Origin of the sequence: Psychrobacillus sp. FSL H8-0484, assembly GCF_038005325.1 — a bacterium.
GTDB lineage: Bacteria > Bacillota > Bacilli > Bacillales_A > Planococcaceae > Psychrobacillus.
The window spans coordinates 2,767,087-2,792,447 of the sequence record NZ_JBBOSZ010000001.1 but is presented as its reverse complement, the minus strand read 5'-3'; the positions used below and the strand labels follow the sequence as shown (position 1 = coordinate 2,792,447).

Here is a 25,361-nt window from a genome sequence, read left to right as displayed (position 1 = left end):
CGAACGAAATGATTGAAACTAATTCTAGGAGGACTAATAAAATGAAAAAATTCACAAAAATACTTAAAAATCAAAAAGGTTTAACACTTATCGAGCTTCTAGCGGTAATCGTTATTTTAGCTATTGTAGCTGCAATTGCTGTACCTGCGATTGGTAATGTTATTGATAATTCAAGAGATAAGGCAATATTAGCTGATGCATCAAGCGTTCTTTCGGCAGCGAAATTAGCAGCATTAGATGGTGCTTGTGAAGAAACCACAAATTCAACTACAAAAGTTAAAACTATAACTTGTGAAGATACAGATCTTACTAAGTATGTTGAAGGAGTTACTTTAGTAGCTGCAGATCAAGTTGTGAAAGTAGGAAATGTATGGACAGTTACTTATTCTAAACTAGCAGATATTAAAAATATTTCTAAATTTACAGTAGCTGTTGCAGGTAATGTTGTTACTGGATATACACCTCCCGCAACAGCAATCACAGAAAATGCACTTAATAAAGCAATGAATCAATAATAATATTCTACAGCAGACCCAGTCTGCTGTAGAATATTATTTTCACCTTTGAGCAAACGAACCATTCGTTTCCTGAAACGTGAAACTAACCATACATAATTATATAGATAGAAATATAGAGGGGGTAAACGGCTATGTTCAAAAGTAAAAAGAAGTGCTTTGTTGCTTTGGAAGTGAATGAATATCTGATCCGGGCAATCGTGATGAATAGCCTAGATTTGAAACAATCCGTCGTTCATGAACATCCGTTAAAACCAGGTATCATTGAAGGAGACACTATCCGAGATGAGATGGCATTATATGATGAATTGAAAGAGCTAGTTCCTACGTGGGGGATTAAACGCCATGATGTACGTTTCTTTGTGCCAGATCAGTCTGTTATGATGAAGACATTTGAGCATCCTTCTGATGTGACATCTTCTAAGCTAAAAGCTTACGTGGAAATGGAGTTAGGGCAAACCATTCATTTACCTTTTTCACATCCACTTATTGATGTGTATGATGAGAAACCGAATGACGGAGAGGCAACACTTTTTGCTGCTCCTTCGGAGGAAGTAAGTAAGATGGCTGGTTTATTAGCTGATGTCTCGCTAACTCCTACAGTTGCAGATGTACGTTCATTATCTACGATTCGTTTTTTAGAAAAGATAAATGCATTTACAGATAAAAAGAGTTATCTTATTACGGATTGGTCGATTACAGGTGTTTCCATTAGTATTTATACTCCTGGAAAACTAGAGTTCCTCCGCTACCAAACAATAGATACTCCTATGCAAAAATGGCAAGGGCGTCAAGTAGATGAGCAAACGGTTCAATTTTCATATGATGGCGAAATAGAAGAATATCGTATGCAATTAATGGATCAAATCGCTGAAATCGATCGAATTCTAAATTTCTATCGTTTCTCGCTTTATAAAGGAGAAAAGGCTGTAGACGAATTGATTGTTTTAGGAGATTCTCCAGATATGAGTTATATCTTATCCGAAATTCGTTCCAATTATGAAACTCCAGTTACATATATTGGGAATGAAGAGGTCCAGTCGTTATACCCTAATCTTAAAGCTAGACATGTTCCACTTATTGGACTTGTAACCAAGGAGGTAAATTAGTGGTTCCAGAAATTAATTTATTGCCAAAAATAGAAAGTAAAAGGTCCAATAATTTAGTAATTATCTTGGGTCTAATCGTATTTGGTGTAATTATTATTTTTTTAATCATGCAATCATTCTCTTTAAAGAAAGATATTAGCGCGTTAACGACTGAAGAAACACAATTGTTAGCTGAACAAGAAGTGCTAGCTGCTCAAATTTCTTCTACAAGTTCTGAAGATCAAGGAAGTCTATCTTCATCGGTTACTTTTGTAGAGAGTGTCTCGTATCCTGTCAGTCCTTTAATAGAAGAAGTACAATCATTGTTAGTAGAGAACACGTATTTACGTGACTATCAATTTGCAGAAATGGATGTTAATCTTACAGCTGATTTTGAGACGATGAATGACCTTTCTATTTTCATTGAAAAATTATTAAACAGTTCTTATTTTACAGATGTGAAAGTTCAGGAAATATCAACCTTTGAACCAGAAGTTAATTCAGAAGAAACTACGGATACGGATGAGACTGATTTTGATGTGCAACCGCGCTATTCTGCTATGATTGACCTCACAATTGACCAAGCGTATTTAAGTGCAGGAGGTGCCCGTTGATGAATGATTTAGTTAGTAATAAGAAAACGGGTTTTCTATTAATAGCAGCACTAGTAACAGTTGTCTTTGGGGCTATTTATTATTATGTTATTTATCCTTTAAACGAAGAAAAAAGTACGAAAGAAATAACGGTAAGCAATGTTCGCAATGAGATTGCCGTATTAAATGAGCAATTAACTGCTCCGAATGAAGAAGTAGAGCCAGAGCAAAATACGTTTGCTCTACAAAAGAAAGTTCCGTTAACACGTGCTTTAGACGAGCTAATTCGCTCGATTGAAGAAGTAGAACTTATTAGTGAATCTAAAATAGAATCTATAAATTTTAATAATTATGACGCAGCTGTTTCTGATTCTCCACTTGCCCCAACGCAAACGGAAGAAGGAACACAAACAGAGAATGCTGAACCAACAGAAGAGAATACAGCTACTGAAACACCTGTTTCACCAGTAGCTAATATTGTGCTTCCTCCTCAATTAAAGCTAATAACTTTTAATATTTCGGTACTAACAAAAGACTATGACCACCTAAAAGTATTTATCGAAGAACTTGAAAACTTAGAACGAATTGTTCGTGTCGATCAAATAGGGTTCTCCATGCCAGGTGAGGAACAATTGTACGAATTGGATTCAGAAGAAACGATTTCTGCTGAAATTCAATTGACTACGTTCTATTACGACGGCGAGTAAATGTTCAACTGTTTACTCGCTCTATTTTTGTGGATAACTACTATGTTAAGGAACTTTGAAGGGAGGGGTAAAGCGAATGTCTATTAGTCAGTTAAGTATATATTTGTGTGCATATATCCTCCCGGCTCTCTATTTATTTGGGATGGCTTGTGTCGTTATTTCGCAGCATCCGAAAAGACTAGAAAATAGACTGGTTGCTTCTGTCGTGTTCATCTACAGTCTCCTTTTTTTTGAAGAGTTTTTTCGACACTTATTACCAATGGAATATAGTGCAACTTTGACGAAACTGTTCTTTGGAAATTTAGGGTTGCTCGTTGTAGGTATTACTTTTCATTTATTTACATTTTTGGCCATTTCACATGAGCGGTTGAGAAAGCCTTTTTATCCGACTATTTTTTATGTTCCCTTCTTAGTAGCGATCGTTGCTCAATTATTTAATTACAATCTAATTTCCAATACACAGTATGAAGCAAAAGGAATTTGGTATGTTCCTGTTTTCAACATGCAATATTATGCAACGATGACGGTTTCAAATGTTTTTATCTTAGTGATGTTTTTTATATTAGTTGCTGGTTATCGGAAGACCAGAGTAATACAGCAAAGAAACTTACTTCGTTTTTTAATGACAAGTACGCTAGTTATCTTATTTTTGAATATTGGATTGGGGTATCCAGATTTTGCACCCGATCTTCCTCCCTATACGTTTATTTATGAAGGGTTTGTGTTCTCGATACTGTTATCAATTTCGGTGATGCGCTATCGTTTATTACCGAATGTAACTAAAAGGTATCAAACGATGTTCGACTTGAGTCCTGTGTCCATTATGATCGTTAATGCAAACTGGGATATTCTAGAGATAAATGAGCGCGCGGAGCTGATGTTAAATTTACATGATCAATTTGCTGTCAACATGATGAAATTTGCTCACACCAAGAACAATCAAAAGAAGCTCCGAAAACTGGCATTTGAGCTCCAAGAAAATGGAACGGTTCATGGGTATGAGATGTCTTTTGAGCTTTTGCATAGGGCTGGAGTCTCCCACTTTGCAATTGATGCATCGATAGTGTCTACTGGAGAGGAAAAAATCTATTACTTAATGTGGCGAGATGTTACGGACGAGGTAGAGAAGGAAAAGATTATTTTGCATATGGCTTATCATGATGCATTAACAAATCTACATAATCGTGCTTATTTTGTGACGAAAGTACGTAGACGATTAGTAGAAATAGCCAATCAAACAAATAATATGGGTGTATTAATTTTACTTGATCTGAATCACTTTAAAGAAGTCAATGACCAATTTGGTCACAGTTTGGGTGATCAAGTGCTTCAACATACAGCTAATATTTTGAAAAAGGCTGTTCGGAAGAATGATTTAGTTGCACGCTTTGGTGGGGACGAATTTGTCTTGTTTTTGCATGACTTCGCGTCAAGAGACTTATTTTATGAATGGTTAGTGCGTTTACGCTCTTTGTTTGCGGCAAACCGTTTTGAATCTAAGGGTATTATTGTAGAAATAGAACCTAGTATCGGTATTGCGTTTTATCCGGATCACGCGCTTACTTTTGAGGATTTATTCCATCAGGCGGATATGGATATGTATAAAGATAAAGAAAGTTTAAAAAGTATGAAATAAGGTGTTTATCATGGAAATTGCACTAATGTTGGTTATGTTTATATATGGGCTAGTATTTGGGTCTTTTTTTAACGTAGTGGGCTTGCGTGTGCCGATGGGGGAGTCTATTGTTCGTCCTCCTTCCCATTGTACGATCTGTGATCGAAATCTAACTGTGCGTGATTTAGTTCCTGTGTTTTCCTATGTGTTTTTAAAAGGAAAATGTAGAGGCTGTGGGACAAAGATTCATTGGGTGTATCCAGTGATGGAACTAGTAACGGGTTTATTATTTGCGTTTGCATTTGCTCAGTTAGGTTTCTCCAAAGAGTTTATTGTAGCCATTTTATTTATTTCCTTGCTTGTCATTATTACGGTTTCCGATATTGCGTATATGCTCATTCCGGATAAGATTCTATTATTCTTTTTAATTCCTTTAGTCGGTGCTAGAATTTTAGCTCCTCTTACCCCTTGGTGGGATAGTTTACTTGGAGCGGTAATTGGTTTTAGTGTATTGTTTTTAATTGCAGTATTGTCGAAAGGTGGAATGGGTGGCGGGGATATTAAGTTATTCTTCGTCATTGGACTTGTACTAGGTACAGTGTCTACATTATTGACATTGTTTTTAGCGTCCATTATTGGGACTATTTTCGGAATCATTTCATTACGAATTGCGAAAAAAGGGCGTAAGACACCGATTCCATTTGGACCTTCTATTGCCATTGCTGCAGTGATTTCGTATTTTTATGGGGGAGCACTTGTCGATTGGTATATGAATTTGTTTTTTTAACTCGATAAATTTTTAGGGCGAGCCGACATAGGTCTCGTCTTTTTTTATGTTTTTCGTGATAAGGTTGTGAAAAAAGAGGTGATATTATGCCGATTAGAAGGCGGAATCCTAGAAAAAAGATAATATTAGCAGCCGTTCAAGGGCTTGTTATTGGAGTAATTGGAGTTTTACTTTTTGGTTTTATATTAAATTTTGCGAATGAGAAAAAAGTAGAAAATGAAGAAGAAATTACTGCCCCTAATACTGTAAAGGAGAAGGAAGATGGAGAAGAAGAGAAAGTAGAAGTAGCAGCTGATGGATTGCTAGCTTTTAAAGCGAAACAATATGGAATGTTTACAACAAAGGAAAGTGCTATAGATTTTATGGCTACGGAACCGACTCTAGTGAAAGCGAGTATTGTTCAAGTAGAAAATCAATTTTTTGTTTGGAGTGAATTATTTGTGAACGACGTGCCTAGTTCTCAACAGGAAGCGCTCCCTACTTTTATTAAAAATCTATACATTTCAACAAACGGATGTGAAGATCCAAAAGTGAAAAAAATCATGACAGTTTTACAAGAAGAAAATATCTCGAAAAATTTCTTTGACTCTATCGTAAAAAAGGAAGATTATCCGGATGACCTAACAAGCATTGTGCAAGCGGTATCAACGTTTTCAGATGTTTCTTCGGTTATGAGATTACATGTTTTTTCTCATTATTTAGATCAGAATAGATGTGTAGAATTGAGTTTCTGAGCTTAAAAAGGGCCCAAAATGAAATAGTCGCGATTTCTACACAATTCCCATTTTTTGATTTCTTTTGTATGCTATTGAAAAGGGGGAATTAACCATGAAAATCATGACGAATCACCAAATTATTTTAGCAAGTGAATCTCCAAGAAGGAAGGAGCTTTTTGGTAAATTAGGAATTCCATTTGAAGTACAACCTTCAAGTGTAAATGAAGAAGTAGAAGGAGAACATACACCGGAAGAATTTGCGCTTTCCATTGCCAAACTGAAAGCAACTGCTATTGCAGAGAAAAATCCTCATGCAGTTGTTATTGGGGCAGATACAACGGTTCGTTTAGGAAATGAACTGCTCTCTAAGCCGGCAAATAATGAGGAAGCTAAAAAGTATCTGCAGAAGTTATCGGGTAAAGTGCATAATGTTATAACGGGTGTCTCCATTCAAGGGCTGGGAAGCAGTTTAGGTTTCACAGAATCTACACTAGTGAAATTTTACGATTTAACCGATGAGCAGATTGATGCTTATGTAGCTACAGGGGATTCTCTAGATAAAGCTGGTGCATATGGTATTCAAACAATGGGAGGATTATTTGTCGAAAAAATCCAAGGAGATTACAATAATGTCGTTGGGCTTCCAATTAGTCGCTTGTTTCAAACGCTATTAAATCTTCACATAATAGAATTTGATAAGGAGCTGAGTAAATGACCATAAACTTACCACCTGCTGCCTTAATGATCCGAGATGTACATATGGCCGATCGACCTCGAGAGAGACTTATTAGACAAGGTGCGCAAAGTTTATCCAACCAAGAGCTAATAGCGATCTTGCTTCGTACAGGTACGAAGCAAGAGTCTGTTCTACATCTTGCGAACCGTGTGCTTAATTTTATTGAACAAATACAAGAATTAAAAAATACTACCATGGAAGAAATTATGTCTGTGAAAGGTATCGGTGAAGCAAAGGCCGTGCAGCTCCTTGCAGCAGTTGAGCTAGGTAGAAGATTGTCTCAGCAAGTAACAGACGAAAAATTTACGATCCGCTCTCCGAAAGATGCCGCTACATACTTAATGCCAGATATGACCTCGTTAAAACAGGAGCATTTTGTAGTACTCTTCCTAAATGTCAAAAACCAAATTCTTCATAAACAAACTGTATTTATCGGCTCCCTTAATGCTTCTATCGTACATCCAAGAGAAATATTTCGAGAAGCTGTGAAACGCTCCGCTGCCTCTATTATCTGTGCGCATAACCATCCCTCCGGCAATCCCACGCCCTCTTCAGAAGATATTGATGTAACGAAACGATTGCTTGAGGCTGGACAGCTGATGGGAATCGAATTGATAGATCATGTCATCATAGGGGACCATCAATTTATTAGTTTAAAAGAAAAAGGGTATATGTGACACTGTGCTTTTTCTCTTCTATCCGTTATAATGAGAGTTATGACTTTAAAACAATTAAGTGAAACTTGTAAGAGATAGAAAGGGAGTAAGTAATAGTGTTTGGATTTGGATCAAGAGATGTTGGAATCGATTTAGGGACAGCGAATACGCTTGTTTTTATAAAAGGGAAGGGCATTGTATTAAGAGAGCCTTCTGTAGTTGCAAAAAATGTGCAAAACGGTGAAATTGTTGCTGTTGGTAACGATGCAAAAAATATGATCGGTCGAACTCCAGGTTCGATTGTAGCTATACGTCCAATGAAAGATGGTGTTATTGCGGATTTTGATACGACATCTGCAATGATAGAATATTATTTAAGAAATGCGATGAAGGCGTCTGGTATGTCTTGGAGCAAACCAAATGTGATGATTTGTGTGCCATTCGGAATTACTTCCGTAGAACAACGTGCTGTAATTGATGCTGCAAAACAAGCGGGAGCTCGTGATGCCATAACAATTGAAGAGCCATTTGCTGCTGCAATCGGAGCAAATTTACCTGTTTGGGAACCTACTGGAAGTATGGTCGTTGATATAGGTGGAGGTACGACAGAGGTAGCAGTCATTTCCCTTGGGGGAGTTGTAACGAGTGAGTCCGTTCGAGTAGGCGGAGATGCAATGGACCAAGCTATTACTAGCTATGTTCGTAAAACGTATAACTTAACAATTGGTGAACGTACAGCTGAATCGATTAAAATGGAAATTGGCTCTGCGAGAGTAACAGGAATAGAAGATAAAATGGACATTCGTGGCCGAGATTTAGTTACGGGATTACCGAAGACTATTGATATCTCTTCCAAAGAAATTGCAAGTGCTTTACGTGAATCTATTTCATCTATCATTGATGGTGTGAAGAAGACATTGGAGCAAACTCCTCCAGAATTATCTGCGGATGTAATGGAACGTGGTATTATGCTTACTGGCGGTGGAGCATTACTGAAAAATTTAGACAAAGTTATTAGTGACCAAACAAATATGCCTGTATTTATTGCCGAGAGTCCATTAGATTGTGTTGCTATTGGAACAGGAAAAGCACTAGATCATATGGGTCTATTAAAACGTCAACAAAACAAACATTAAGGGGAAGTGAGTTATGCCACAGTTTTTTTCGAATAAGCGATTAATTTTGCTGCTTGTAGGGATGATCTTTCTTGTGGCACTCATCAGCTTTTCTTTGCGCGATCGAAATCATGCATCATTACCAGAACAATTAATTAAAGATGTGGTCGGTTTTGGACAAACGGTGTTTTCTAAGCCGACCCAGTATGTTACTGGTATTTTTAACAATGTTGAGTCTTTGCTTAATACATATGATGAAAACAAACGATTGAAAGCTAGATTAGAAGATTATGCATCCTTACAGGCTGAAGTGAACGATTTACAGCTTGAAAATAAAGAGTTAAGAGGCATTGTAGATAAAGAAGAAAATCTCCGAGCGTTTAACCCAATTCAATCTACAGTGATTGCACGTAATCCCGATCAATGGGAAGAAAAAATCATTATTGATAAAGGTGAAATTCATGGAGTGGAACCAAATATGGCTGTTATGACTTCTAAAGGATTAATAGGGAAAGTCATATTGACTACACCATATACTTCTACTGTGGAACTTTTATCTACTCAAAATCCAAATTATCGTGTTTCTGCAGTTATAGCAGCTGAAGAAGAAGTTTTCGGGTTAATTGAAGGGTTCGATGAGAAGCGTAAAGAACTTATCATGAAAAGAATCGATTCAGACTTTGAAGTGAAAAAAGGTCAAAAAGTGACTACTTCTGGTTTAGGTGGTATTTTCCCAAAAGGGATTTTAATTGGAGAAGTGACAGAAGTAACAACAGATGATTATGGTTTAACACAACTTGCCTACATTAAACCAGCAGCAAGCTTCTCTATATTAGATCATGTCATTATTTCTAAACGGTCTATTACTTCTGTTGATGGTTCTGATGGAGATAATACAGAGAAGGATTTAACAGAAGGTGCGGGGGACGGCTCATGATTCGTTTTCTAGTAATTATTGTGTCGGTTCTATTATTTTATATGGAACCGATTTTTGGCCTATTTTCTCCAATTGAATTAAATGGAGATTTTTATGTTTTAGTACCACGCTTTTTAATCATGTATTTAATATTTGTCTCCATTTATTACGACCGCAAACGAGCGATGTTATACGCTTTGTTTTTTGGGCTCTTGTATGATGTCTTTTTCATTGATATTATTGGATTATATTCTTTTATTTACCCATTAATGTGTTTAGTTGCAAGCTTTGTTGTTAAGTTTGTCCATCAGCACTTAATAGTCGCTACTATTTTGACGCTAATTCTAGTAGCTGTAGTTGAATCATTATTATTCTTATTTTATACATTCATTGGTATTAAAACGATGTCGTTTACTGATTTTTATCAATATAATCTCATCCCAACGATGATTGCTAATCTAGTATTCCTATTAATGTTTGGGTGGGCATTTAAATATATTCTTCTAAATCGGTTTAATCAAAAAGCATTACTTCTTCAAAAATAATAGTTTTGGTTAAACTGTAGATCTGAGGTGACTTGATTGACGAAAAAGCAGTTAATATCGATTAAAGGAACGAAAGAGGGCCTTGTATTACGTTTAGACGATCAGTGTTCATATACAGAGCTTTTAGAAGAGTTAGCGAAAAAGGTATCTGATGAAGGTTTTGAAGGTCAAGCTGAAGTGCTATTACAACTTGGATATCGATATTGCAATGACGAACAGGCAAAAGAAATTATTAACTGTGTACAACAAACGGAACATCTTCGAGTAACAAAGATTCAAAGTGAAGTAATGACTGTGGAAGAATGTAATAGAAGATTACTAGAAAACCAGTCAGAAACGTACGTTGGAATTGTTCGATCAGGACAAGTAATAACGGCAGTAGGTGACTTAGTAATCATTGGAGATGTTAATCCGAATGGACGAGTTGTTGCTGGTGGTAATGTGTTTGTACTCGGTAGGCTAAAAGGTATTGCACATGCCGGTTCTAGTGGGAATAGAGATGCAGTAATAGCAGCCTCTTGGTTAGAGGCAACGCATCTAATCATTGATAATGTCGTTGAAATGATGACAGAGGAGTCAGGTATTCTATCAGAGAAACCAGAAATGGAATGTGCTTATTTACATACAAATGGTTCTATCGCAATTGACCGTTTACAAGACCTTCGATTGTTAAGACCAAATATATCAACATTTAAAGGAGGAAGCTAATGTGGGAGAAGCAATCGTAATAACTTCAGGGAAAGGTGGTGTCGGTAAAACGACTACAACTGCAAACCTTGGAACTGCATTGGCTTTGCAAGGAAAGAAAGTTTGTTTAATGGACACGGATATTGGTTTAAGAAACTTGGATGTGGTTCTTGGACTTGAAAATAGAATTATATATGACTTAGTAGATGTCGTGGAAGGTCGTTGTAAGATTCATCAAGCGCTTGTAAAAGATAAGCGTTTTGAAGATAAGTTATATTTATTACCAGCAGCTCAAACGACAGACAAAAACGCTGTCACTCCAGACCAAATGAGAGAGCTTGTGACAGAGCTGAAGCGTGATTATGATTATGTTTTAATCGATTGTCCAGCAGGGATTGAGCAAGGGTATAAAAATGCAATTGCTGGAGCAGATAAAGCAATTGTTGTCACAACGCCTGAGATTTCTGCAGTTCGTGATGCTGATCGAATTATTGGCTTACTAGAACAAGAGCAATCGATTGATCCTCCTAAGTTAATTATTAACCGCATTCGCCAACATTTAATGGTGAAAGGCGAAGCGCTTGATATAAACGAAATTACAACACATTTATCCATAGATTTATTGGGAATAATACCAGACGATGAGAATGTTATTACTTCTTCCAATAAAGGAGAGCCTGTTGTAATGGATCCAAGTAATAGAGCAGCACTTGGGTACCGCAACATTGCACGGCGTATTCTAGGTGAATCTGTACCTTTAATGTCAATGGATACGCAAAAAAAAGGTGTAATGTCTAAAATTAAATCTATCTTCTCTAAATAAAATAACTTGCGAGAAGCTAACTTCCATTAATAATTTGGAGTTAGCTTCTTTTATATTCATGAATTTGATTGGGTAGTCATACATTCTTTTTAGGGGGAATGTTATGCTTTCGAAAAAAAAATGGATGCTTGCATTTACATTGGTAATTTTGTTTGTAATGTTGGACAAATTCGAAAAAAATGATGTGTTATCTACTGATTACGCTACATCACTTCTGGCACCTCAAAAGCCATCTGAAGTATATAGGAAAGTCATGGAGTGGATTAATCCATCCGATGATTTAGTAAGTGTTAGTGCACCTGTGACGAATCCACCTTTAATCGAATATAAATCGATTCAACCTTTTGAAAAAGGAGCTATTTTAGCCATTGATGAAATACAAGAACTTTATGCTTCGGAAGATGGATTAATTATTTTCACAGGATATACAAAAAAAACGGGTAAAACGCTATCTATTTTGTATGATTCTGGAGAAACCGCTACCTTTGGTTTTGTAGAAGATTTTTACCAATTACCTTACACAACTATTAGTGCTGGAGATATTTTTGCGTCTGTAGAGAGCAAAGTTCTCTATATTCAAGTAGAAAAAGAAGGGGAGTTATTAGAAACGAGCGACCTAGTAGAATGGTTAACCGCATCGAATGAATAAGCCAGTTTACCGGGTACATCCTATTATGATTCCGTTTTTCCTCTTTTTTTATTTGTCTGGAGAAATTGCCATTTATTCGATCGTATTTGGCTCTTTGCTTATACATGAGGTAGGACATTTAATAGGAGCAAAGGTAGTTGGGGCAAGAGTTCGTTCTTGCACTATTCTCCCATATGGTGGAGAAATAAAAATAGAGCAGTTTTCCAGATTGAAAAGAAGCCACCAGCTTTTTATTATTCTAATGGGCCCTTTCTGTACATTATTATTAATGGTTTTTAGTGTTATTGTAGACTTTCCACAAGCAAATATACTATTTTTCACTCAGACGGTTATTTTAGGGTTAAATCTACTTCCTATTTTTCCACTGGACGGTGGACGAGCATTATACGTATTTTTCCCAAATTATTACGTGGAATTAATAAGCTTTTCGATTTGGATTAGTGTGCTTATTTTTTATGTCAGTTTATTTTACTTTCCTAAAGGTATGTCCATCTCGATTATTTTTTTATTTATCGCATTTCAAAACTATGCTTATTGGAGATTTAGAAAGTACAAACTTGCATTTGATCGTATTACTAGAAGTGCTTGACTCGTATTTTTATATGTGCTATTATTTTAATGTTATTGTTTGTAACAGCACCCGTTGTTACAACCGCTCTGAAAAGGTTCAAGTATACGAGTAATCGGATCACCTTTTGTAAGGCGAGTCTTAGTCTAAGAGGAGGTGCAAGTATATGTACGCAATTATTGAAACTGGTGGGAAACAAATCAAAGTTGAACAAGGGCAAGAAATCTACATTGAAAAATTAGATGCTAACGCTGATGAAGTTGTAACTTTTGATAAAGTTCTATTCGTAGGTGGAAATGATGTTAAAGTTGGTGCTCCATTCGTGGAAGGTGCTACAGTTACAGCGAAAGTTGTAAAAAATGGCAAAGCTAAAAAAATCATCGTTTTCAAATACAAAGCTAAAAAGAACTACCGTAAAAAACAAGGTCATCGTCAACCATACACTAAATTAGTAGTAGAATCTATTAGCTTATAATATGATTAAAGTGACTGTGATGAAAGATCAATCAGGTCTTATTCATTCATTTGAAATGAAAGGACATGCTGATTTTGCAGAACATGGGAAAGATTTAGTTTGTGCAGGTGCTTCGGCTGTATCGTTTGGTGCAGTAAATGCCATTATTGCCCTTACAGAAATCACACCTATAATCGAGCAAAAAGGTAACGGAGGCTATTTATACGTTGAAGTGCCAAGCATTACAAATCCGGAAAAGGCTGCAAATATACAGCTAATTCTAGAGGCGATGATTGTTTCTTTACAAACGATTGAACAAGATTATGGGAAATATATAAAAATAACCTTCAAACAGTAGGAGGTGGAACATATGTTAAAATTAAATCTTCAGTTTTTCGCATCCAAAAAGGGAGTAGGTTCGACTCGTAACGGTCGTGACTCTCAATCGAAACGTCTTGGCGCTAAACGTGCTGACGGACAATTCGTATCAGGCGGATCAATTTTATACCGTCAACGCGGTACTAAAATTCACCCGGGTGAAAACGTTGGACGTGGTGGAGATGACACACTTTTTGCGAAAGTTGACGGTGTAGTGCGCTTTGAGCGTTTCGGCCGCGACAAGAAAAAAGTAAGTGTATATCCTGTAGCTCAAGAAGCTTAAACAAAAAATCAAAGGACTGCATTTATGCGGTCCTTTTTTATTTTCAAAAAACATAAAAGTTATCCTATACTCTGGAGCAAAATGTAGCTATACCTGTTATACTAGACAAGGATAGTAAACGTTGGAGTGTGTATACTAATATGAGTCATAAACCAATAACAATAAATGAAATACTTCGCCATTCCATGCATGATTTTTTAAATCAAATGCATTTAATTCAAATGAATCTAGATATGGGTAGACAAGAGGAAGCAAAGAATTTAATTCATATGTATTCACAGAAATGTAATCAGTTCTTCGATATAAATAACGCTGGATTATTAACAACGAATGAATGGTTGCAGACGTTTACTATGAAGTATAATCACATGACTTTAGATGTTCAAACATCTCTTCTAAAACGTGGAGCAGAAAAATACGATGTTGCACTTCGGGATTATTTAGATCGGTTTGTTCAATCCATTTACCCGAACCTTAGAGGATATCAAGAGCAATTACTTAAAGTTCATATCAATTCAGATGAATTATTGGAGATTTTTATTGAAATCACTGGAGATTGGTCTCCCTATTCGTGGATGGAAGAAATATCGAATGAATTATTTCGAATAGAAAGACTGGTAAATACAGAAAACCAAATAAAATGTAAACTAATTGCAAGTGAAAGATTGGAGTGAAATATATGTTTGTCGATCACGTGAAGGTGTATGTAAAAGGTGGAGACGGCGGAGATGGTATGGTTGGATTCCGTCGTGAAAAATATGTTCCTATGGGAGGTCCCGCTGGTGGGGATGGCGGAAACGGTGGAGATGTTATTTTCGTAGTAGATGAAGGTTTACGTACGTTAATGGATTTCCGTTATAAACGCAATTTTAAAGCAACTCGTGGAGAACACGGGGGAAGTAAGAATATGCATGGTGCAAATGCAGATGATTTATTCGTAAAAGTTCCTCCGGGTACTGTTGTGATGAATGAAGAAACTGGACAAGTTATTGCGGACTTAGTAGAGCAAGGTCAAAAAGCAGTAATCGCAAGAGGTGGCCGTGGTGGTCGAGGAAACTCTCGTTTTGCAACGGCAGCAAATCCTGCTCCAGAGCTTTCAGAGAAGGGTGAACCAGGATACGAGTTAAGCGTTACATTAGAACTTAAAGTTCTAGCGGACGTAGGTTTAGTAGGATTCCCAAGTGTGGGTAAATCGACTTTATTATCGGTTGTGTCTGCAGCAAAACCAAAAATTGCTCCGTATCATTTTACAACAATTGTTCCTAATTTAGGAATGGTTGAAACAGAAGATCACCGTAGTTTTGCGATGGCTGATTTACCAGGATTAATCGAAGGCGCACATGAAGGTGTTGGCCTAGGTCATCAATTCCTACGTCATATTGAACGTACACGCGTTATTGTACATGTAATCGATATGTCTGGGATGGAAGGCCGTGATCCTTACGAGGACTATTTAACAATCAATGAAGAGCTAAAACAATATAATCTTCGTTTAACGGAAAGACCTCAGATTATTGTTGCAAATAAAATGGATATGCCAGATGCAGAAGAAAACTTAATTGCATTTAAAGAAAAGGTTGGCCCTGATATGAAGGTGTTCCCAATCTCAGCAATTTCCCGTCAAGGACTGCAAGAATTACTATTTGCTGTAGCTGACTTATTAGAAGTAGCTCCAGAATTCCCGTTAGAAGAATTGATGGAAGAAGAAACAGAAACATCTGTTATGTATAAACATGAAGGCCAAAAAGATGACTTCACGATTACTAGAGATGATGATGGAGCATTCGTATTATCTGGTGGGACAGTTGAAAGATTATTTAAAATGACTGATTTCAGTAGAGAAGATTCTATCCGCAGATTCTCAAGACAATTACGTGGTATGGGAATAGATGAAGCATTACGCCAACGTGGAGCAAAAGATGGAGACATCGTAAGACTATTGAAATTTGAATTTGAGTTTATCGAATAGGAGAAAGAAGGGAACCGCATGAAAGATGTTACAAACCAGCGCTTTTTTTTAGTGCGAGAGGATGTGCTTACTGAAGCAATGCAAAAAACTTTGGATGCAAAGCATCTTCTTCAATCTGGGAAAGTATCTTCTATTTGGGACGCAGTAAAAGAAGTTGACTTATCCCGAAGTGCTTTTTATAAATATCGTGATGCGGTTTTTCCGTTCCATTCGATTGTGCAAGAAAGAATATTAACGGTATTTTTACAGTTAGAAGATAGAGAAGGAACGCTCGCAAGATTACTCCAACTCATAGCAGACTCTGCATGTAATGTACTAACTATTCACCAAACGATACCAATTCAAGGCAGAGCAAGTGTGACGTTATCGCTAGATGTCACGGCAATGACAAAGGAATTAGAGGAATTCATAAATGAAATGAAGCGACTAGACTTTGTGGAATCAGCGGAAGTTATTAGTTCTGGTGCTTTATAAGGAGGATTTTAATTGTCAACTCAACAAGTGGCTTACCTCGGACCGGAAGCTTCTTTTACCCATTTAGCATCGAAGTGTTTATTCCAACATAAACAACTAGTTCCAATAAGAACGATACCAGAAGCCATTGAAGCAGTCGCTAGTGGAAAAGTGGATAATGCTGTCGTACCAATCGAAAATGCGTTAGAAGGTACAGTTCCATTAACGATTGATTATTTATTTCATGAAGCAGATGTGTATGTCATTGCTGAAATACTAGCTCCAATAGAACAGCATTTAATGGTACATCCAGACAATGAAAAAAGATGGGAAGACATAACGACTGTCTATTCTCATCCTCATGCTCTGGCTCAATGCCATAAGTTTTTGTATAATCGCTTTGGAAAAGTGCCACTTGAACAATCGACTTCAACAGCTGCTGCAGCAAAATTTGTTTCTGAAAATGAACAAGCATGTATTGCTGCAATTGGAAATACATCCGCTGCTACTGAGTATGGATTAAAAATCGTTGAGCATAATATTCACGATTTTCATTTTAATCACACTCGTTTCTTTGTACTCTCCCAAAAGAATAAGAGTATCCAACAACCTGGCCATACAGATCAAATAAAGACGACAGTGATGATCACATTGCCAAAAGACGATCGTTCTGGGGCATTGCATCAAGTACTTTCTGTTTTTGCATGGAGACAGCTGAATTTAAGCAAAATTGAATCCCGACCTTTAAAAACTGGACTAGGGCAATACTTTTTCATCATCGATGTATTAGAGGATGAAAGAACTCCTATGATGGTAGGTGCAGTGGAAGAATTAAAAGCATTAGGCTGTGAAGTGAAGTCTCTTGGATCTTACAATACATACGAAACGGAAACAGAAGCGCCTGCAGATTGAGGTGCTTCTGTTTTGCGTTTCATTTAATTTAGTCTCGCATTTACGGGAATTGGTCTCAGTTATTTGGGAAAGAATGTACTTTAAAAGAATTTGGTCTTTCTTTAAGCGAAAATGGTCTAGTTAAATCAATTATTGGATAAATAGACACCCTATTCTTCAATTACATATCCTTTTCTTTGAATAGCTCCTATTCCGCGGTTTAAAATTTCTTCTGTTGGTGCAGATAGAAGGTGGAGATGAATACCGGAAGTAAGTTCCAACAAAAAAGATGCTTCTGTTTCTCTAACTTTCTTTAAAAATATTTCTACATCATGACGGTTAGAAACCATGATGGCAGAGGTGATTTCTCCGTATACAGGATGCTCTACCGTGACATTTTCTACCGTAACCCCGGCGTCTACTAATGTGAGTAGCTCATCTTCCGAATCTTTTGATTGATGATTACATGCAACACGTTTTTGAACATAAGCACTATTCTCTTTGTCTGGTAATAAAATATACCCTTGACTTGTAGACACAATAGGGATGTTCGTTGCCTTTAATAAAGTAATATCATTTACAATTACCTGTCGGCTGACATTTGCTTGCTTAGCAAGCTCTGCCCCTGTTACCGGCTGATCTTGTTCTTTTAAATAAGAAAAGATCCAACTTCTACGTTCTGCCCCTTTTAACTTTTTCAACTTTAATCCCTCCAAACTTGCATAACGGTATAGTTCCTATTCATAAGTTTATCATGAAGGGAAGTGTGTTTGTTTTAAAATCTGTGACCAATTTTAGGTGTTACACATAATTTAAGGAGAAGGAAGGAAGGAGGAAGACTGTGCAGATTCATATTGTCAAAAAAGGTGACACCCTTTGGAAAATTTCAAGAAGCTATGGTGTTTCTTTTGAAGAATTAAAAAGGTTAAACGCACATCTCGCAAATCCGGAATATATTGTACCGGGTATGAAGATTTTTATCCCGGTTACACATAAGACGGAATCGATGGCTCATCCGTATAGCGAGAATCGGCCTGTTAAAAAAGAAATGACGAAGAAGGAGGGGGTAAAGGTTCAACCGATACAACCCAAACAAATAGTTCACCCAGTCCAACCAAAGCAAATAGTTCAACCGCAGCCACAGCCACAACCGATCCCGCAACCGCCACCGATGCCAGTGATGCCAGCGATGCCACAAATGCCGCAAATGCCACAGATGCCACAGATGCCACAGATGCCACAGATGCCACAGATGCCGCAGATGCCGCAAATGCCACAGATGCCACAGATGCAACCGGTTCAGCCAGTTTACCCTATGCATAAACCACAACCAATTCAGCCTTATTCGCTTCCATTTCATATGATGCCAGTACCAGACATAGATATGACACCATCTCCTCAAGGGTGGAGATTAGTGGAATCCACTTGTATTGAAGCAATTAGTGAAGAGTGTGAATCACCAGAAATGCCTTTACCAACACCAAGACCAACACCAATGCCAGCACCAATTGAGCAGGAAGTGTCTCCGATGATGGAGGAACCATCTCCTGCAATGCAGCCTATGTATGAGTATCCACCTATGCAGCAATTTGCATATTTGTGTTCATGTATGCCGCAAATGCACCCATGTATGCACCCACAGATACACCCATGGATGCATCCACATATGCACCCACATATGCATCCGCAAATGCACCCATACGGAGGATGTCCATGTTCACAATTATGCTACTTCCCAGTAGAATCATGCCCTCCATATCCACAACCATATCAAGCTTTTTAATAAGTGGACGATTACATTAAGCAAATTAAAAAGAATGTGTGGAAGTGGAAAAATGAAAATGGAGTATTTTCCGTAAAGAAATATCCTTCCGTGGTGCAGGCGGAAAAAATTCGTTTTATTCATAATGAATTGCAATATATGGAAAAACCATTTGTATTACCTGTTATCTCTTCTTCTCAGCCTGATTTTATCATTCAGCCTTGGTTTAAAGGAACGCACTCAGTTAATTATGGTAATGAAAAAGATCGGAAAGAGGTCTATTCATTATTGAATCGACTGCATAAAACAAACCGGATTACTTCTTGGGAAGATAGTAAAGTTCTATATCCATTCAATTTAGTTTCAAAGTGGCAAAATCGATTATTGAAAATAACAGAAATTGCATATTTTATCGAATCCTATATCGGTAATTACAAAACAAAGCATCTTTTGTTATATGGTGAGATTGCACTTCGAAACATTGGACCATTTAGTATGAAAGAACGTACTATTTTGCATGGTGATGTTGTCCACCATAATTTTTTATCGAATGGCTCTTCGTATAAGATTATTGATTTTGATCTTGCAGTTCTTGCTCCTAAAGAAATGGAATATATTTTATGGATTCATCGGGTACTTCCTGAAATTGAATACGATATTCATTTTTTACTTAGTGAATTTCCCGTATTAGAGGAAATTGTAAGCAAGCATAAAGAAGCTTTGATGTTTCCAAATGAATTATATAGAGAATGGTTATATGCATTTGGTTTACCGGTAGAAAGAAAACAAAAGTTTATTGATCAGTTAGTTCCATATACGAACAAAGCTTTAACCAATTGGACTAATTTGTGCTATAATTTAAGTCAGCTATAAGAGTTAAATGTGGAGTTGGTCGCTCATTTGGGGGCGGCCTTCTTTGTTTGATATGGTATAATAAGTGTATGGATTGTGAGGGATTTAGGGCATGTATGATTACATAAAAGGCCAGGTGACACGGGTGACACCTGAGTACGTAGTACTAGAACAACAAGGAATAGGATATCAGCTTTTTACACCAAATCCATTTGCCTTTAGAAAGAGTGAAGAAGTCATTCAAGTGTTTACGCATTTTCATGTAAGAGAAGATGCGCAGCAATTAATGGGCTTTTTGACATTAGCGCAAAGAGAGTTATTTCGAAAGCTTATTCTCGTATCTGGTATAGGTCCAAAAGGTGCCTTAGCGATTTTAGCTAGTGGCGAACCGACTCATGTGATTCAAGCAGTCGAACGAGAAGATGAATCATTTTTAGTGAAATTTCCAGGAGTCGGGAAAAAAACCGCTCGTCAAATGATTTTAGATTTAAAAGGAAAATTACATGATTTAATCGATATAGAACTGATGGAATTCGAAGACGACGAACCAACTTTATTTGTAGATAGCGATACAGAGCATGAATTAGAAGAAGCAATGCTTGCTCTGACAGCACTTGGCTATTCGGAACGTGAACTTTCAAAAGTCCGTCCACAATTGAAGACAAATAAAGAGCTTCAAACAACGGATGAGTTTATGAAAAAAGCTTTACAATTATTATTTTCCGGGAAATAAGTAAAGGAGGGACTTGGCATGACAGAACGTGTGATTTCGAGCGAAATTTCTAATTTTGATGAGCCATTTGAGCAATCACTCCGTCCGCAGTTATTAGCGCAATATATTGGGCAAGAGAAGATTAAGCATAACTTAGAGATTTTCATTGAAGCAGCGAAAATGAGAAATGAAAGTTTAGATCATTGTCTCTTGTATGGACCTCCTGGACTTGGTAAAACGACACTTGCTTCTGTAATTGCGAATGAAATGGACGTCCAGATACGCATGACTAGTGGGCCAGCAATCGAGCGCCCTGGTGATTTAGCAGCTATTGTTAGTTCACTAGAGCCTGGAGATGTATTGTTTATTGATGAAATACATCGCTTAAATCGCTCTATAGAAGAAGTACTATATCCTGCAATGGAAGACTTTTGCTTAGACATAGTTGTTGGGAAAGGTCCAGCTGCAAGGAGTGTTCGACTTGATTTGCCACCTTTTACATTGGTCGGCGCAACGACAAGAGCAGGTGCATTATCTGCGCCATTACGAGATCGTTTTGGTGTTTTACTTCGACTCGATTATTACGATGAAGCAGCACTTACGTCCATTGTTGTACGGAGTGCGGATCTGTTTAATGCGTCCATTGATCATGAATCCGCTGGAGAAATTGCTAGACGTGCCAGAGGGACACCGCGTATTGCCAATCGTTTACTAAAAAGAGTTCGAGATTACGCGCAAGTCCGAGGAAATGGGCATATATCAATCGACATGGCGAGGGAAGCTCTAGAGCTACTGCAAGTAGATCCTCGCGGTTTAGATCATATTGATCACAAGCTAATCAATGCAATGATTGAACGTTTTAGAGGGGGACCCGTCGGGCTGGACACAATAGCGGCGAGTATTGGAGAAGAGTCTACAACTATTGAAGATGTATACGAGCCATACTTGATGCAAATCGGTTTTATCCAACGTTCCCCACGTGGAAGAATTGTTACATCGCTCGCATATGAGCATTTAGGAATACCATTACCGATTGAAAGAAACAACTAATAAAGGATGTAAGCAAAATGAGAGTAGAAGATTTTGATTTTGATTTACCAGAAGAATTAATTGCACAAACGCCATTACTTGATCGGACAAGCAGTAAGCTGTTAATAGCTGATTATCCGAAGGGCTTCTATACACATGAAAAGTTCTCGGCCATATTGGATGAATTAAACGAAGGAGATTGCTTAGTATTAAACGATACTAAAGTAATGCCTGCTCGCTTAATGGGTGTAAAAGAAGAAACAGGTGCAAGTATAGAAGTTTTACTTTTAACACAAATTGAAGGTGACCATTGGGAAACACTTGTAAAACCAGCTAAACGTGTAAAGATTGGGACAAAAGTTACGTTTGGCGATGGTTTATTAAGTGCGGTTTGTACCGAATTAAAAGAACATGGTGGACGAGTATTCCGCTTTGAATATACAGGAGTGTTTTTTGAAGTACTGGATAAGCTTGGAGAGATGCCTCTACCACCTTATATTCATGAAAAGTTGGAAAATAAAGAACGTTATCAAACAGTATATGCAAAAGAACAAGGTTCAGCGGCGGCTCCAACTGCTGGATTGCATTTTACCGATAATTTACTTGATGACATTCGAGCAAAAGGTGTTAAAATAGCGTTTGTGACACTTCATGTTGGACTTGGAACATTCCGACCAGTAAGTGTCGATTCGATTGACGATCACGAAATGCATGCAGAGTTTTATCGAGTTTCTAAAGAAACGGCCGATACGATAAATGAAGTGAAAGCTTCTGGTGGTAAAATTGTTGCAGTTGGTACAACTTCTACACGAACACTAGAAACCGTAGCTACAAAATTTGACGGTTTGATAAAAGAAGATAGTGGCTGGACATCGATTTTCATTTACCCAGGGTATGAATTTAAATGTATCGATGGAATGATTACGAATTTCCATTTGCCAAAATCGACACTAGTTATGCTTGTAAGTGCTCTGACAGAAAGAGATTTTATATTGTCTGCTTATAAAGAAGCAATTGAGATGCGTTACCGATTCTTTAGTTTTGGGGATGCAATGTTTATAAAAGGAAGGAATTATTAAATGACAGCAATCACATATGAATTAATTAAAAAAGACAAACAAACAGGAGCTCGTCTTGGAATTGTCCATACACCACATGGCTCTTTTGAAACACCAGCTTTCATGCCTGTAGGAACACAAGCTACCGTGAAAACAATGGCTCCAGAAGAAATTAAAGAGATGGATGCTGGGATTATTTTAAGTAATACGTACCACTTATGGCTCCGCCCAGGTAATGATATTATTCGTGAAGCTGGTGGCCTGCATAAATTTATGAACTGGGACCGTGCTATTTTAACGGATTCTGGTGGTTTCCAAGTATTTAGTTTGAGTGATATGCGTAAAATTGAAGAAGAAGGCGTTCATTTCCGTAATCATTTAAATGGAGATAAATTATTTTTAAGTCCTGAAAAGTCCATGCAAATTCAAAATGACTTAGGTTCTGATATTATGATGGCATTTGATGAATGTCCTCCTTACCCAGCTACTTTTGAATATATGAAAGCATCTGTAGAGCGTACATCTCGCTGGGCAGAGCGTTGTTTAGAGGCCCATACAAATACAGATAAGCAAGGGCTATTTGGAATTATTCAAGGTGGGGAATACGAGGAATTACGTAAACAATCTGCAAAAGATTTACTGTCTCTTGACTTTCCAGGCTATGCAATTGGTGGCCTTTCAGTAGGGGAACCAAAAGATGTGATGAACCGTGTACTAGAATTTACAACACCTTTAATGCCTGACAATAAACCTCGCTATTTGATGGGAGTTGGATCTCCGGACTCACTTATTGATGGTGCAATTCGCGGAGTCGATATGTTTGACTGCGTGTTACCGACACGTATCGCCCGTAATGGCACATTCATGACTTCGAAAGGTCGTTTAGTTATTAAAGGTGCGGCATTCGCTCGTGACTTTGGACCAATTGATGACAAATGTGATTGCTATACTTGTAAAAATTATTCAAGAGCATATATTCGTCACTTATTTAAAGCTGATGAAACGTTTGGACTACGTTTAGCTTCTTATCATAATCTTCATTTCTTAATGAATTTAATGAAAGATGTGCGTCAAGCTATCCGCGAAGATCGTTTACTTGATTTCAAAGAAGAATTTTTTGAAGAATACGGTTATAATAAACCAAATGCAAAAAATTTCTGATTCTTGTATACTGTAAAGAGAGAAGGAGGGGAAATATATGAATATGGATTCATTAGTTGGTTTATTACCAATTATCGCGATGTTTGCTGTGATGTGGTTTTTTATCATCCGACCAGCACAAAAACGTCAAAAAAACACAGCTTCAATGCAAAATAGTCTAAAACGTGGGGACCAGATTATTACGGTAGGTGGTTTACACGGAAAGATAGATGCAGTGGATGATCAAACAATTTTTATCACGGTTGCGGACGGAACTCGTTTACAATTCGAGCGCGTAGCAGTTGGACGAGTTGTTTCAGAGTCTTAAGAAAAAAAGAACTTACTCTAAAATAAATGAGTAAGTTCTTTTTCATTGGGCAAAATAATGCTGAGGTGGTTAATGTGCACGACATACTCGTCATTATTTTGCGAACGATAGTCTTATATTGGTTCATTTTAGGCATACTACGATTAATGGGAAAAAGAGAAGTCGGTGAGTTGAGTATTTTTGACTTAGTCGTCTTTTTATTAATAGCAGAAGTAGCTGCTTTTGCTTTAGATGATCCGAATAGCAATTTTATTCATGCAATAGTTCCAATGGTTATTTTATTTATCATACAAATTGGCGTTTCCTATTTTTCTTTAAAAAGTAAAAAATTTCGCGACGTGATGGAAGGTAAACCTTCGATAATTATGAAGGATGGAATAATTGTTGAGAAAGAAATGAGAAAGCAACGATACAATTTAGATGATTTGCTGCAGCAACTACGGGAGCAGCAAATTGGTTCCATACAGTCGGTATCTTACGCTTTTTTAGAACCCTCAGGTAATTTATCTGTCTTCAAAAAAGAGGAAGAGCAATACGTATTTCCAATTATTATTGATGGGGATATACAACAAGATCATTTAGAACGAATTGGCAAAAATGAAAAATGGCTACTAGAAGAGTTAGAAAAAAAGTCTATTACCGATGTGAAGAAAATATTTTATTGTAGCTATGAACAGGATGCTTTATATATCCAACTAAAAACTTCTTTTTAAGACTTAGGCAATGTTAAATGAGGGCACTGAAACATCATGTCTTAGCGAGTCCTTGAACGACAAGTCGTTTAAGAACTCGCTTTTTGTTTAAATATGACATCAAGGTGATTCCGTTGCAGGCGGACGCTTTCCGCGGGCGGTCCGTGAGCCTCCTCAGGCCGACAGGATGTTGGTCACGAAGGCGTTGCCACACGAGGTGGCGTTCCTAGCCTTTGTTCCTATGTGCGCTCCTGCGGGGTCTCACCTGGACGCGCTTTTCCCGCTGGAGTCGCCGCCTTCCACTCCAAACACCATAAAATGGACGCAATGCGATTCCACCGATTCGCATGTTCAAATATCTAATATTGAAAGCGATTTTTGATGTATCAGATGTGGATGTAGTAGAGCGTTCGAAATATGATATGTCGATTAAATATTTCTTAAGATGGCTTCAGAAGAGCCAGTCAGTGGTGCCAGTGCATTAACGAAATTCCGTCGATTTCGTCTACAAGATAAAGCCTTATTAGACATGCTTATTGGAAAAACGGTAGAAATAGTACTAGAAAAGAACATCCTCACAACTTCAATCTGAAACGGATTTTAAATTACTAAACGAAAAGTAGAAGAAATAAACAAAGAAATCC

At 37.3% G+C, this 25,361-nt stretch carries 32 protein-coding genes, 1 pseudogene and 1 other annotated feature; of the genes and pseudogenes, 32 read left to right on the top strand and 1 reads right to left on the bottom strand.

Annotated elements, in window-relative coordinates; all coding sequences use genetic code 11:
• The first annotated feature begins 41 nt into the window (after window positions 1-41).
• The 23 genes from MHH81_RS13620 to pheA all read left to right on the top strand — a co-directional run bounded on the left by MHH81_RS13620 (window position 42) and on the right by pheA (window position 17,165).
• Entirely contained in the window at window positions 42-515 is a 474-nt protein-coding gene (locus MHH81_RS13620) for a type II secretion system protein (protein ID WP_340925249.1), read from the top strand.
• Window positions 516-649: 134 nt separating this feature from the next.
• Window positions 650-1,624, top strand: a complete 975-nt coding sequence (gene pilM / locus MHH81_RS13615; protein ID WP_340922116.1) for a type IV pilus biogenesis protein PilM — start codon at window positions 650-652, stop codon at window positions 1,622-1,624.
• Window positions 1,624-2,217, top strand: coding sequence for a PilN domain-containing protein (locus MHH81_RS13610; protein ID WP_340922114.1), 594 nt, complete (start codon window positions 1,624-1,626; stop codon window positions 2,215-2,217). The genes pilM and MHH81_RS13610 overlap by 1 nt, the downstream gene beginning before the upstream one ends.
• Window positions 2,217-2,903 (top strand): potassium transporter, encoded by a 687-nt coding sequence (locus MHH81_RS13605; RefSeq protein ID WP_340922112.1) that lies wholly within the window; start codon window positions 2,217-2,219, stop codon window positions 2,901-2,903. The genes MHH81_RS13610 and MHH81_RS13605 overlap by 1 nt, the downstream gene beginning before the upstream one ends.
• A gap of 76 nt (window positions 2,904-2,979) precedes the next feature.
• On the top strand, window positions 2,980-4,539 hold the full coding sequence (locus MHH81_RS13600) for a diguanylate cyclase (protein ID WP_340922111.1): 1,560 nt from the start codon (window positions 2,980-2,982) through the stop codon (window positions 4,537-4,539).
• A gap of 10 nt (window positions 4,540-4,549) precedes the next feature.
• Window positions 4,550-5,305: a prepilin peptidase gene (locus MHH81_RS13595; protein ID WP_340922109.1), complete on the top strand. Its 756-nt coding sequence runs from the start codon at window positions 4,550-4,552 to the stop codon at window positions 5,303-5,305.
• 86 nt (window positions 5,306-5,391) lie between these two features.
• Window positions 5,392-6,039, top strand: a complete 648-nt coding sequence (locus MHH81_RS13590; protein WP_340922107.1) for a hypothetical protein — start codon at window positions 5,392-5,394, stop codon at window positions 6,037-6,039.
• Window positions 6,040-6,133: 94 nt separating this feature from the next.
• Window positions 6,134-6,736: a Maf family protein gene (locus MHH81_RS13585; RefSeq protein WP_340922105.1), complete on the top strand. Its 603-nt coding sequence runs from the start codon at window positions 6,134-6,136 to the stop codon at window positions 6,734-6,736.
• Window positions 6,733-7,434, top strand: coding sequence for a RadC family protein (radC, locus tag MHH81_RS13580; protein ID WP_340922103.1), 702 nt, complete (start codon window positions 6,733-6,735; stop codon window positions 7,432-7,434). The genes MHH81_RS13585 and radC overlap by 4 nt, the downstream gene beginning before the upstream one ends.
• Window positions 7,435-7,529: 95 nt before the next feature.
• On the top strand, window positions 7,530-8,549 hold the full coding sequence (locus tag MHH81_RS13575) for a rod shape-determining protein (protein WP_340922101.1): 1,020 nt from the start codon (window positions 7,530-7,532) through the stop codon (window positions 8,547-8,549).
• A gap of 13 nt (window positions 8,550-8,562) precedes the next feature.
• Window positions 8,563-9,465 carry a rod shape-determining protein MreC gene (gene mreC, locus MHH81_RS13570; protein ID WP_340922099.1) on the top strand — a complete coding sequence of 301 codons (903 nt, stop codon included), beginning with the start codon at window positions 8,563-8,565 and terminating at the stop codon, window positions 9,463-9,465.
• On the top strand, window positions 9,462-9,989 hold the full coding sequence (gene mreD, locus MHH81_RS13565; protein ID WP_340922097.1) for a rod shape-determining protein MreD: 528 nt from the start codon (window positions 9,462-9,464) through the stop codon (window positions 9,987-9,989). The genes mreC and mreD overlap by 4 nt, the downstream gene beginning before the upstream one ends.
• Window positions 9,990-10,025: 36 nt before the next feature.
• A complete protein-coding gene (gene minC / locus MHH81_RS13560) occupies window positions 10,026-10,697 on the top strand; it encodes a septum site-determining protein MinC (RefSeq protein ID WP_340922095.1) in 672 nt (223 codons plus the stop codon).
• A gap of 1 nt (window position 10,698) precedes the next feature.
• A complete protein-coding gene (minD, locus tag MHH81_RS13555) occupies window positions 10,699-11,499 on the top strand; it encodes a septum site-determining protein MinD (protein ID WP_340922092.1) in 801 nt (266 codons plus the stop codon).
• Between the two features lie 103 nt (window positions 11,500-11,602).
• A complete protein-coding gene (locus MHH81_RS13550; RefSeq protein ID WP_340922090.1) occupies window positions 11,603-12,148 on the top strand; it encodes a hypothetical protein in 546 nt (181 codons plus the stop codon).
• Window positions 12,141-12,737, top strand: a complete 597-nt coding sequence (locus tag MHH81_RS13545) for a site-2 protease family protein (protein ID WP_340922088.1) — start codon at window positions 12,141-12,143, stop codon at window positions 12,735-12,737. The genes MHH81_RS13550 and MHH81_RS13545 overlap by 8 nt, the downstream gene beginning before the upstream one ends.
• A gap of 51 nt (window positions 12,738-12,788) precedes the next feature.
• Window positions 12,789-12,868, top strand: a sequence feature (ribosomal protein L21 leader region).
• Between the two features lie 14 nt (window positions 12,869-12,882).
• On the top strand, window positions 12,883-13,191 hold the full coding sequence (rplU, locus tag MHH81_RS13540; RefSeq protein WP_340922086.1) for a 50S ribosomal protein L21: 309 nt from the start codon (window positions 12,883-12,885) through the stop codon (window positions 13,189-13,191).
• 1 nt (window position 13,192) lies between these two features.
• The gene (locus tag MHH81_RS13535) at window positions 13,193-13,528 is read left to right on the top strand and encodes a ribosomal-processing cysteine protease Prp (protein WP_340922084.1); all 336 of its coding nucleotides are present in this window, start codon (window positions 13,193-13,195) and stop codon (window positions 13,526-13,528) included.
• Between the two features lie 12 nt (window positions 13,529-13,540).
• On the top strand, window positions 13,541-13,831 hold the full coding sequence (rpmA, locus tag MHH81_RS13530) for a 50S ribosomal protein L27 (RefSeq protein ID WP_090564003.1): 291 nt from the start codon (window positions 13,541-13,543) through the stop codon (window positions 13,829-13,831).
• Between the two features lie 140 nt (window positions 13,832-13,971).
• The gene (locus MHH81_RS13525) at window positions 13,972-14,505 is read left to right on the top strand and encodes a Spo0B domain-containing protein (RefSeq protein ID WP_340922082.1); all 534 of its coding nucleotides are present in this window, start codon (window positions 13,972-13,974) and stop codon (window positions 14,503-14,505) included.
• A gap of 5 nt (window positions 14,506-14,510) precedes the next feature.
• Window positions 14,511-15,800 (top strand): GTPase ObgE, encoded by a 1,290-nt coding sequence (gene obgE / locus MHH81_RS13520; RefSeq protein ID WP_340922081.1) that lies wholly within the window; start codon window positions 14,511-14,513, stop codon window positions 15,798-15,800.
• A gap of 18 nt (window positions 15,801-15,818) precedes the next feature.
• Entirely contained in the window at window positions 15,819-16,274 is a 456-nt protein-coding gene (locus tag MHH81_RS13515) for an ACT domain-containing protein (RefSeq protein ID WP_340922079.1), read from the top strand.
• Between the two features lie 12 nt (window positions 16,275-16,286).
• Window positions 16,287-17,165, top strand: coding sequence for a prephenate dehydratase (gene pheA, locus MHH81_RS13510; RefSeq protein ID WP_340922077.1), 879 nt, complete (start codon window positions 16,287-16,289; stop codon window positions 17,163-17,165).
• A 149-nt stretch (window positions 17,166-17,314) separates the two neighbouring features.
• Here pheA and MHH81_RS13505 read toward each other — a convergent pair whose 3' ends face one another.
• Entirely contained in the window at window positions 17,315-17,845 is a 531-nt protein-coding gene (locus MHH81_RS13505) for a transcription repressor NadR (RefSeq protein ID WP_340922075.1), read from the bottom strand.
• 140 nt (window positions 17,846-17,985) lie between these two features.
• Here MHH81_RS13505 and MHH81_RS13500 point away from each other — a divergent pair, with 140 nt between their 5' ends.
• The 9 genes and pseudogenes from MHH81_RS13500 to MHH81_RS13460 form a co-directional block, all read left to right on the top strand.
• On the top strand, window positions 17,986-18,927 hold the full coding sequence (locus tag MHH81_RS13500; RefSeq protein WP_340922073.1) for a LysM peptidoglycan-binding domain-containing protein: 942 nt from the start codon (window positions 17,986-17,988) through the stop codon (window positions 18,925-18,927).
• A gap of 3 nt (window positions 18,928-18,930) precedes the next feature.
• Window positions 18,931-19,779: a phosphotransferase gene (locus MHH81_RS13495; RefSeq protein ID WP_340922071.1), complete on the top strand. Its 849-nt coding sequence runs from the start codon at window positions 18,931-18,933 to the stop codon at window positions 19,777-19,779.
• 91 nt (window positions 19,780-19,870) lie between these two features.
• Window positions 19,871-20,491 carry a Holliday junction branch migration protein RuvA gene (ruvA, locus tag MHH81_RS13490; RefSeq protein ID WP_340922069.1) on the top strand — a complete coding sequence of 207 codons (621 nt, stop codon included), beginning with the start codon at window positions 19,871-19,873 and terminating at the stop codon, window positions 20,489-20,491.
• An 18-nt stretch (window positions 20,492-20,509) separates the two neighbouring features.
• Window positions 20,510-21,520: a Holliday junction branch migration DNA helicase RuvB gene (ruvB, locus tag MHH81_RS13485; RefSeq protein ID WP_340922067.1), complete on the top strand. Its 1,011-nt coding sequence runs from the start codon at window positions 20,510-20,512 to the stop codon at window positions 21,518-21,520.
• A 17-nt stretch (window positions 21,521-21,537) separates the two neighbouring features.
• On the top strand, window positions 21,538-22,578 hold the full coding sequence (gene queA, locus MHH81_RS13480; RefSeq protein ID WP_340922065.1) for a tRNA preQ1(34) S-adenosylmethionine ribosyltransferase-isomerase QueA: 1,041 nt from the start codon (window positions 21,538-21,540) through the stop codon (window positions 22,576-22,578).
• Window positions 22,579-23,718 carry a tRNA guanosine(34) transglycosylase Tgt gene (tgt, locus tag MHH81_RS13475; protein WP_340922063.1) on the top strand — a complete coding sequence of 380 codons (1,140 nt, stop codon included), beginning with the start codon at window positions 22,579-22,581 and terminating at the stop codon, window positions 23,716-23,718. It abuts the gene before it with no gap.
• 43 nt (window positions 23,719-23,761) lie between these two features.
• Window positions 23,762-24,025: a preprotein translocase subunit YajC gene (gene yajC, locus MHH81_RS13470; protein ID WP_340925247.1), complete on the top strand. Its 264-nt coding sequence runs from the start codon at window positions 23,762-23,764 to the stop codon at window positions 24,023-24,025.
• Between the two features lie 74 nt (window positions 24,026-24,099).
• Window positions 24,100-24,738: a DUF421 domain-containing protein gene (locus MHH81_RS13465; protein WP_340922061.1), complete on the top strand. Its 639-nt coding sequence runs from the start codon at window positions 24,100-24,102 to the stop codon at window positions 24,736-24,738.
• 296 nt (window positions 24,739-25,034) lie between these two features.
• Window positions 25,035-25,294 (top strand): annotated as a pseudogene (locus MHH81_RS13460) (transposase); the annotation flags it as partial.
• Window positions 25,295-25,361 lie beyond the last annotated feature (67 nt).

What these genes read in the sequence shown, in the direction of transcription:
- queA (WP_340922065.1), top strand. Translation starts at nt 21,538, where the DNA reads ATGAGAGTAGAAGATTTTGATTTTGATTTACCAGAAGAATTAATTGCA.
- rplU (WP_340922086.1), top strand. Translation starts at nt 12,883, where the DNA reads ATGTACGCAATTATTGAAACTGGTGGGAAACAAATCAAAGTTGAACAA.
- radC (WP_340922103.1), top strand. Translation starts at nt 6,733, where the DNA reads ATGACCATAAACTTACCACCTGCTGCCTTAATGATCCGAGATGTACAT.
- MHH81_RS13590 (WP_340922107.1), top strand. Translation starts at nt 5,392, where the DNA reads ATGCCGATTAGAAGGCGGAATCCTAGAAAAAAGATAATATTAGCAGCC.
- MHH81_RS13535 (WP_340922084.1), top strand. Translation starts at nt 13,193, where the DNA reads ATGATTAAAGTGACTGTGATGAAAGATCAATCAGGTCTTATTCATTCA.
- mreD (WP_340922097.1), top strand. Translation starts at nt 9,462, where the DNA reads ATGATTCGTTTTCTAGTAATTATTGTGTCGGTTCTATTATTTTATATG.
- tgt (WP_340922063.1), top strand. Translation starts at nt 22,579, where the DNA reads ATGACAGCAATCACATATGAATTAATTAAAAAAGACAAACAAACAGGA.
- MHH81_RS13585 (WP_340922105.1), top strand. Translation starts at nt 6,134, where the DNA reads ATGAAAATCATGACGAATCACCAAATTATTTTAGCAAGTGAATCTCCA.
- MHH81_RS13550 (WP_340922090.1), top strand. Translation starts at nt 11,603, where the DNA reads ATGCTTTCGAAAAAAAAATGGATGCTTGCATTTACATTGGTAATTTTG.
- yajC (WP_340925247.1), top strand. Translation starts at nt 23,762, where the DNA reads ATGGATTCATTAGTTGGTTTATTACCAATTATCGCGATGTTTGCTGTG.
- rpmA (WP_090564003.1), top strand. Translation starts at nt 13,541, where the DNA reads ATGTTAAAATTAAATCTTCAGTTTTTCGCATCCAAAAAGGGAGTAGGT.
- ruvB (WP_340922067.1), top strand. Translation starts at nt 20,510, where the DNA reads ATGACAGAACGTGTGATTTCGAGCGAAATTTCTAATTTTGATGAGCCA.
- MHH81_RS13545 (WP_340922088.1), top strand. Translation starts at nt 12,141, where the DNA reads ATGAATAAGCCAGTTTACCGGGTACATCCTATTATGATTCCGTTTTTC.
- MHH81_RS13605 (WP_340922112.1), top strand. Translation starts at nt 2,217, where the DNA reads ATGAATGATTTAGTTAGTAATAAGAAAACGGGTTTTCTATTAATAGCA.
- ruvA (WP_340922069.1), top strand. Translation starts at nt 19,871, where the DNA reads ATGTATGATTACATAAAAGGCCAGGTGACACGGGTGACACCTGAGTAC.
- mreC (WP_340922099.1), top strand. Translation starts at nt 8,563, where the DNA reads ATGCCACAGTTTTTTTCGAATAAGCGATTAATTTTGCTGCTTGTAGGG.
- MHH81_RS13600 (WP_340922111.1), top strand. Translation starts at nt 2,980, where the DNA reads ATGTCTATTAGTCAGTTAAGTATATATTTGTGTGCATATATCCTCCCG.
- pilM (WP_340922116.1), top strand. Translation starts at nt 650, where the DNA reads ATGTTCAAAAGTAAAAAGAAGTGCTTTGTTGCTTTGGAAGTGAATGAA.
- MHH81_RS13515 (WP_340922079.1), top strand. Translation starts at nt 15,819, where the DNA reads ATGAAAGATGTTACAAACCAGCGCTTTTTTTTAGTGCGAGAGGATGTG.
- MHH81_RS13620 (WP_340925249.1), top strand. Translation starts at nt 42, where the DNA reads ATGAAAAAATTCACAAAAATACTTAAAAATCAAAAAGGTTTAACACTT.
- obgE (WP_340922081.1), top strand. Translation starts at nt 14,511, where the DNA reads ATGTTTGTCGATCACGTGAAGGTGTATGTAAAAGGTGGAGACGGCGGA.
- MHH81_RS13595 (WP_340922109.1), top strand. Translation starts at nt 4,550, where the DNA reads ATGGAAATTGCACTAATGTTGGTTATGTTTATATATGGGCTAGTATTT.
- MHH81_RS13525 (WP_340922082.1), top strand. Translation starts at nt 13,972, where the DNA reads ATGAGTCATAAACCAATAACAATAAATGAAATACTTCGCCATTCCATG.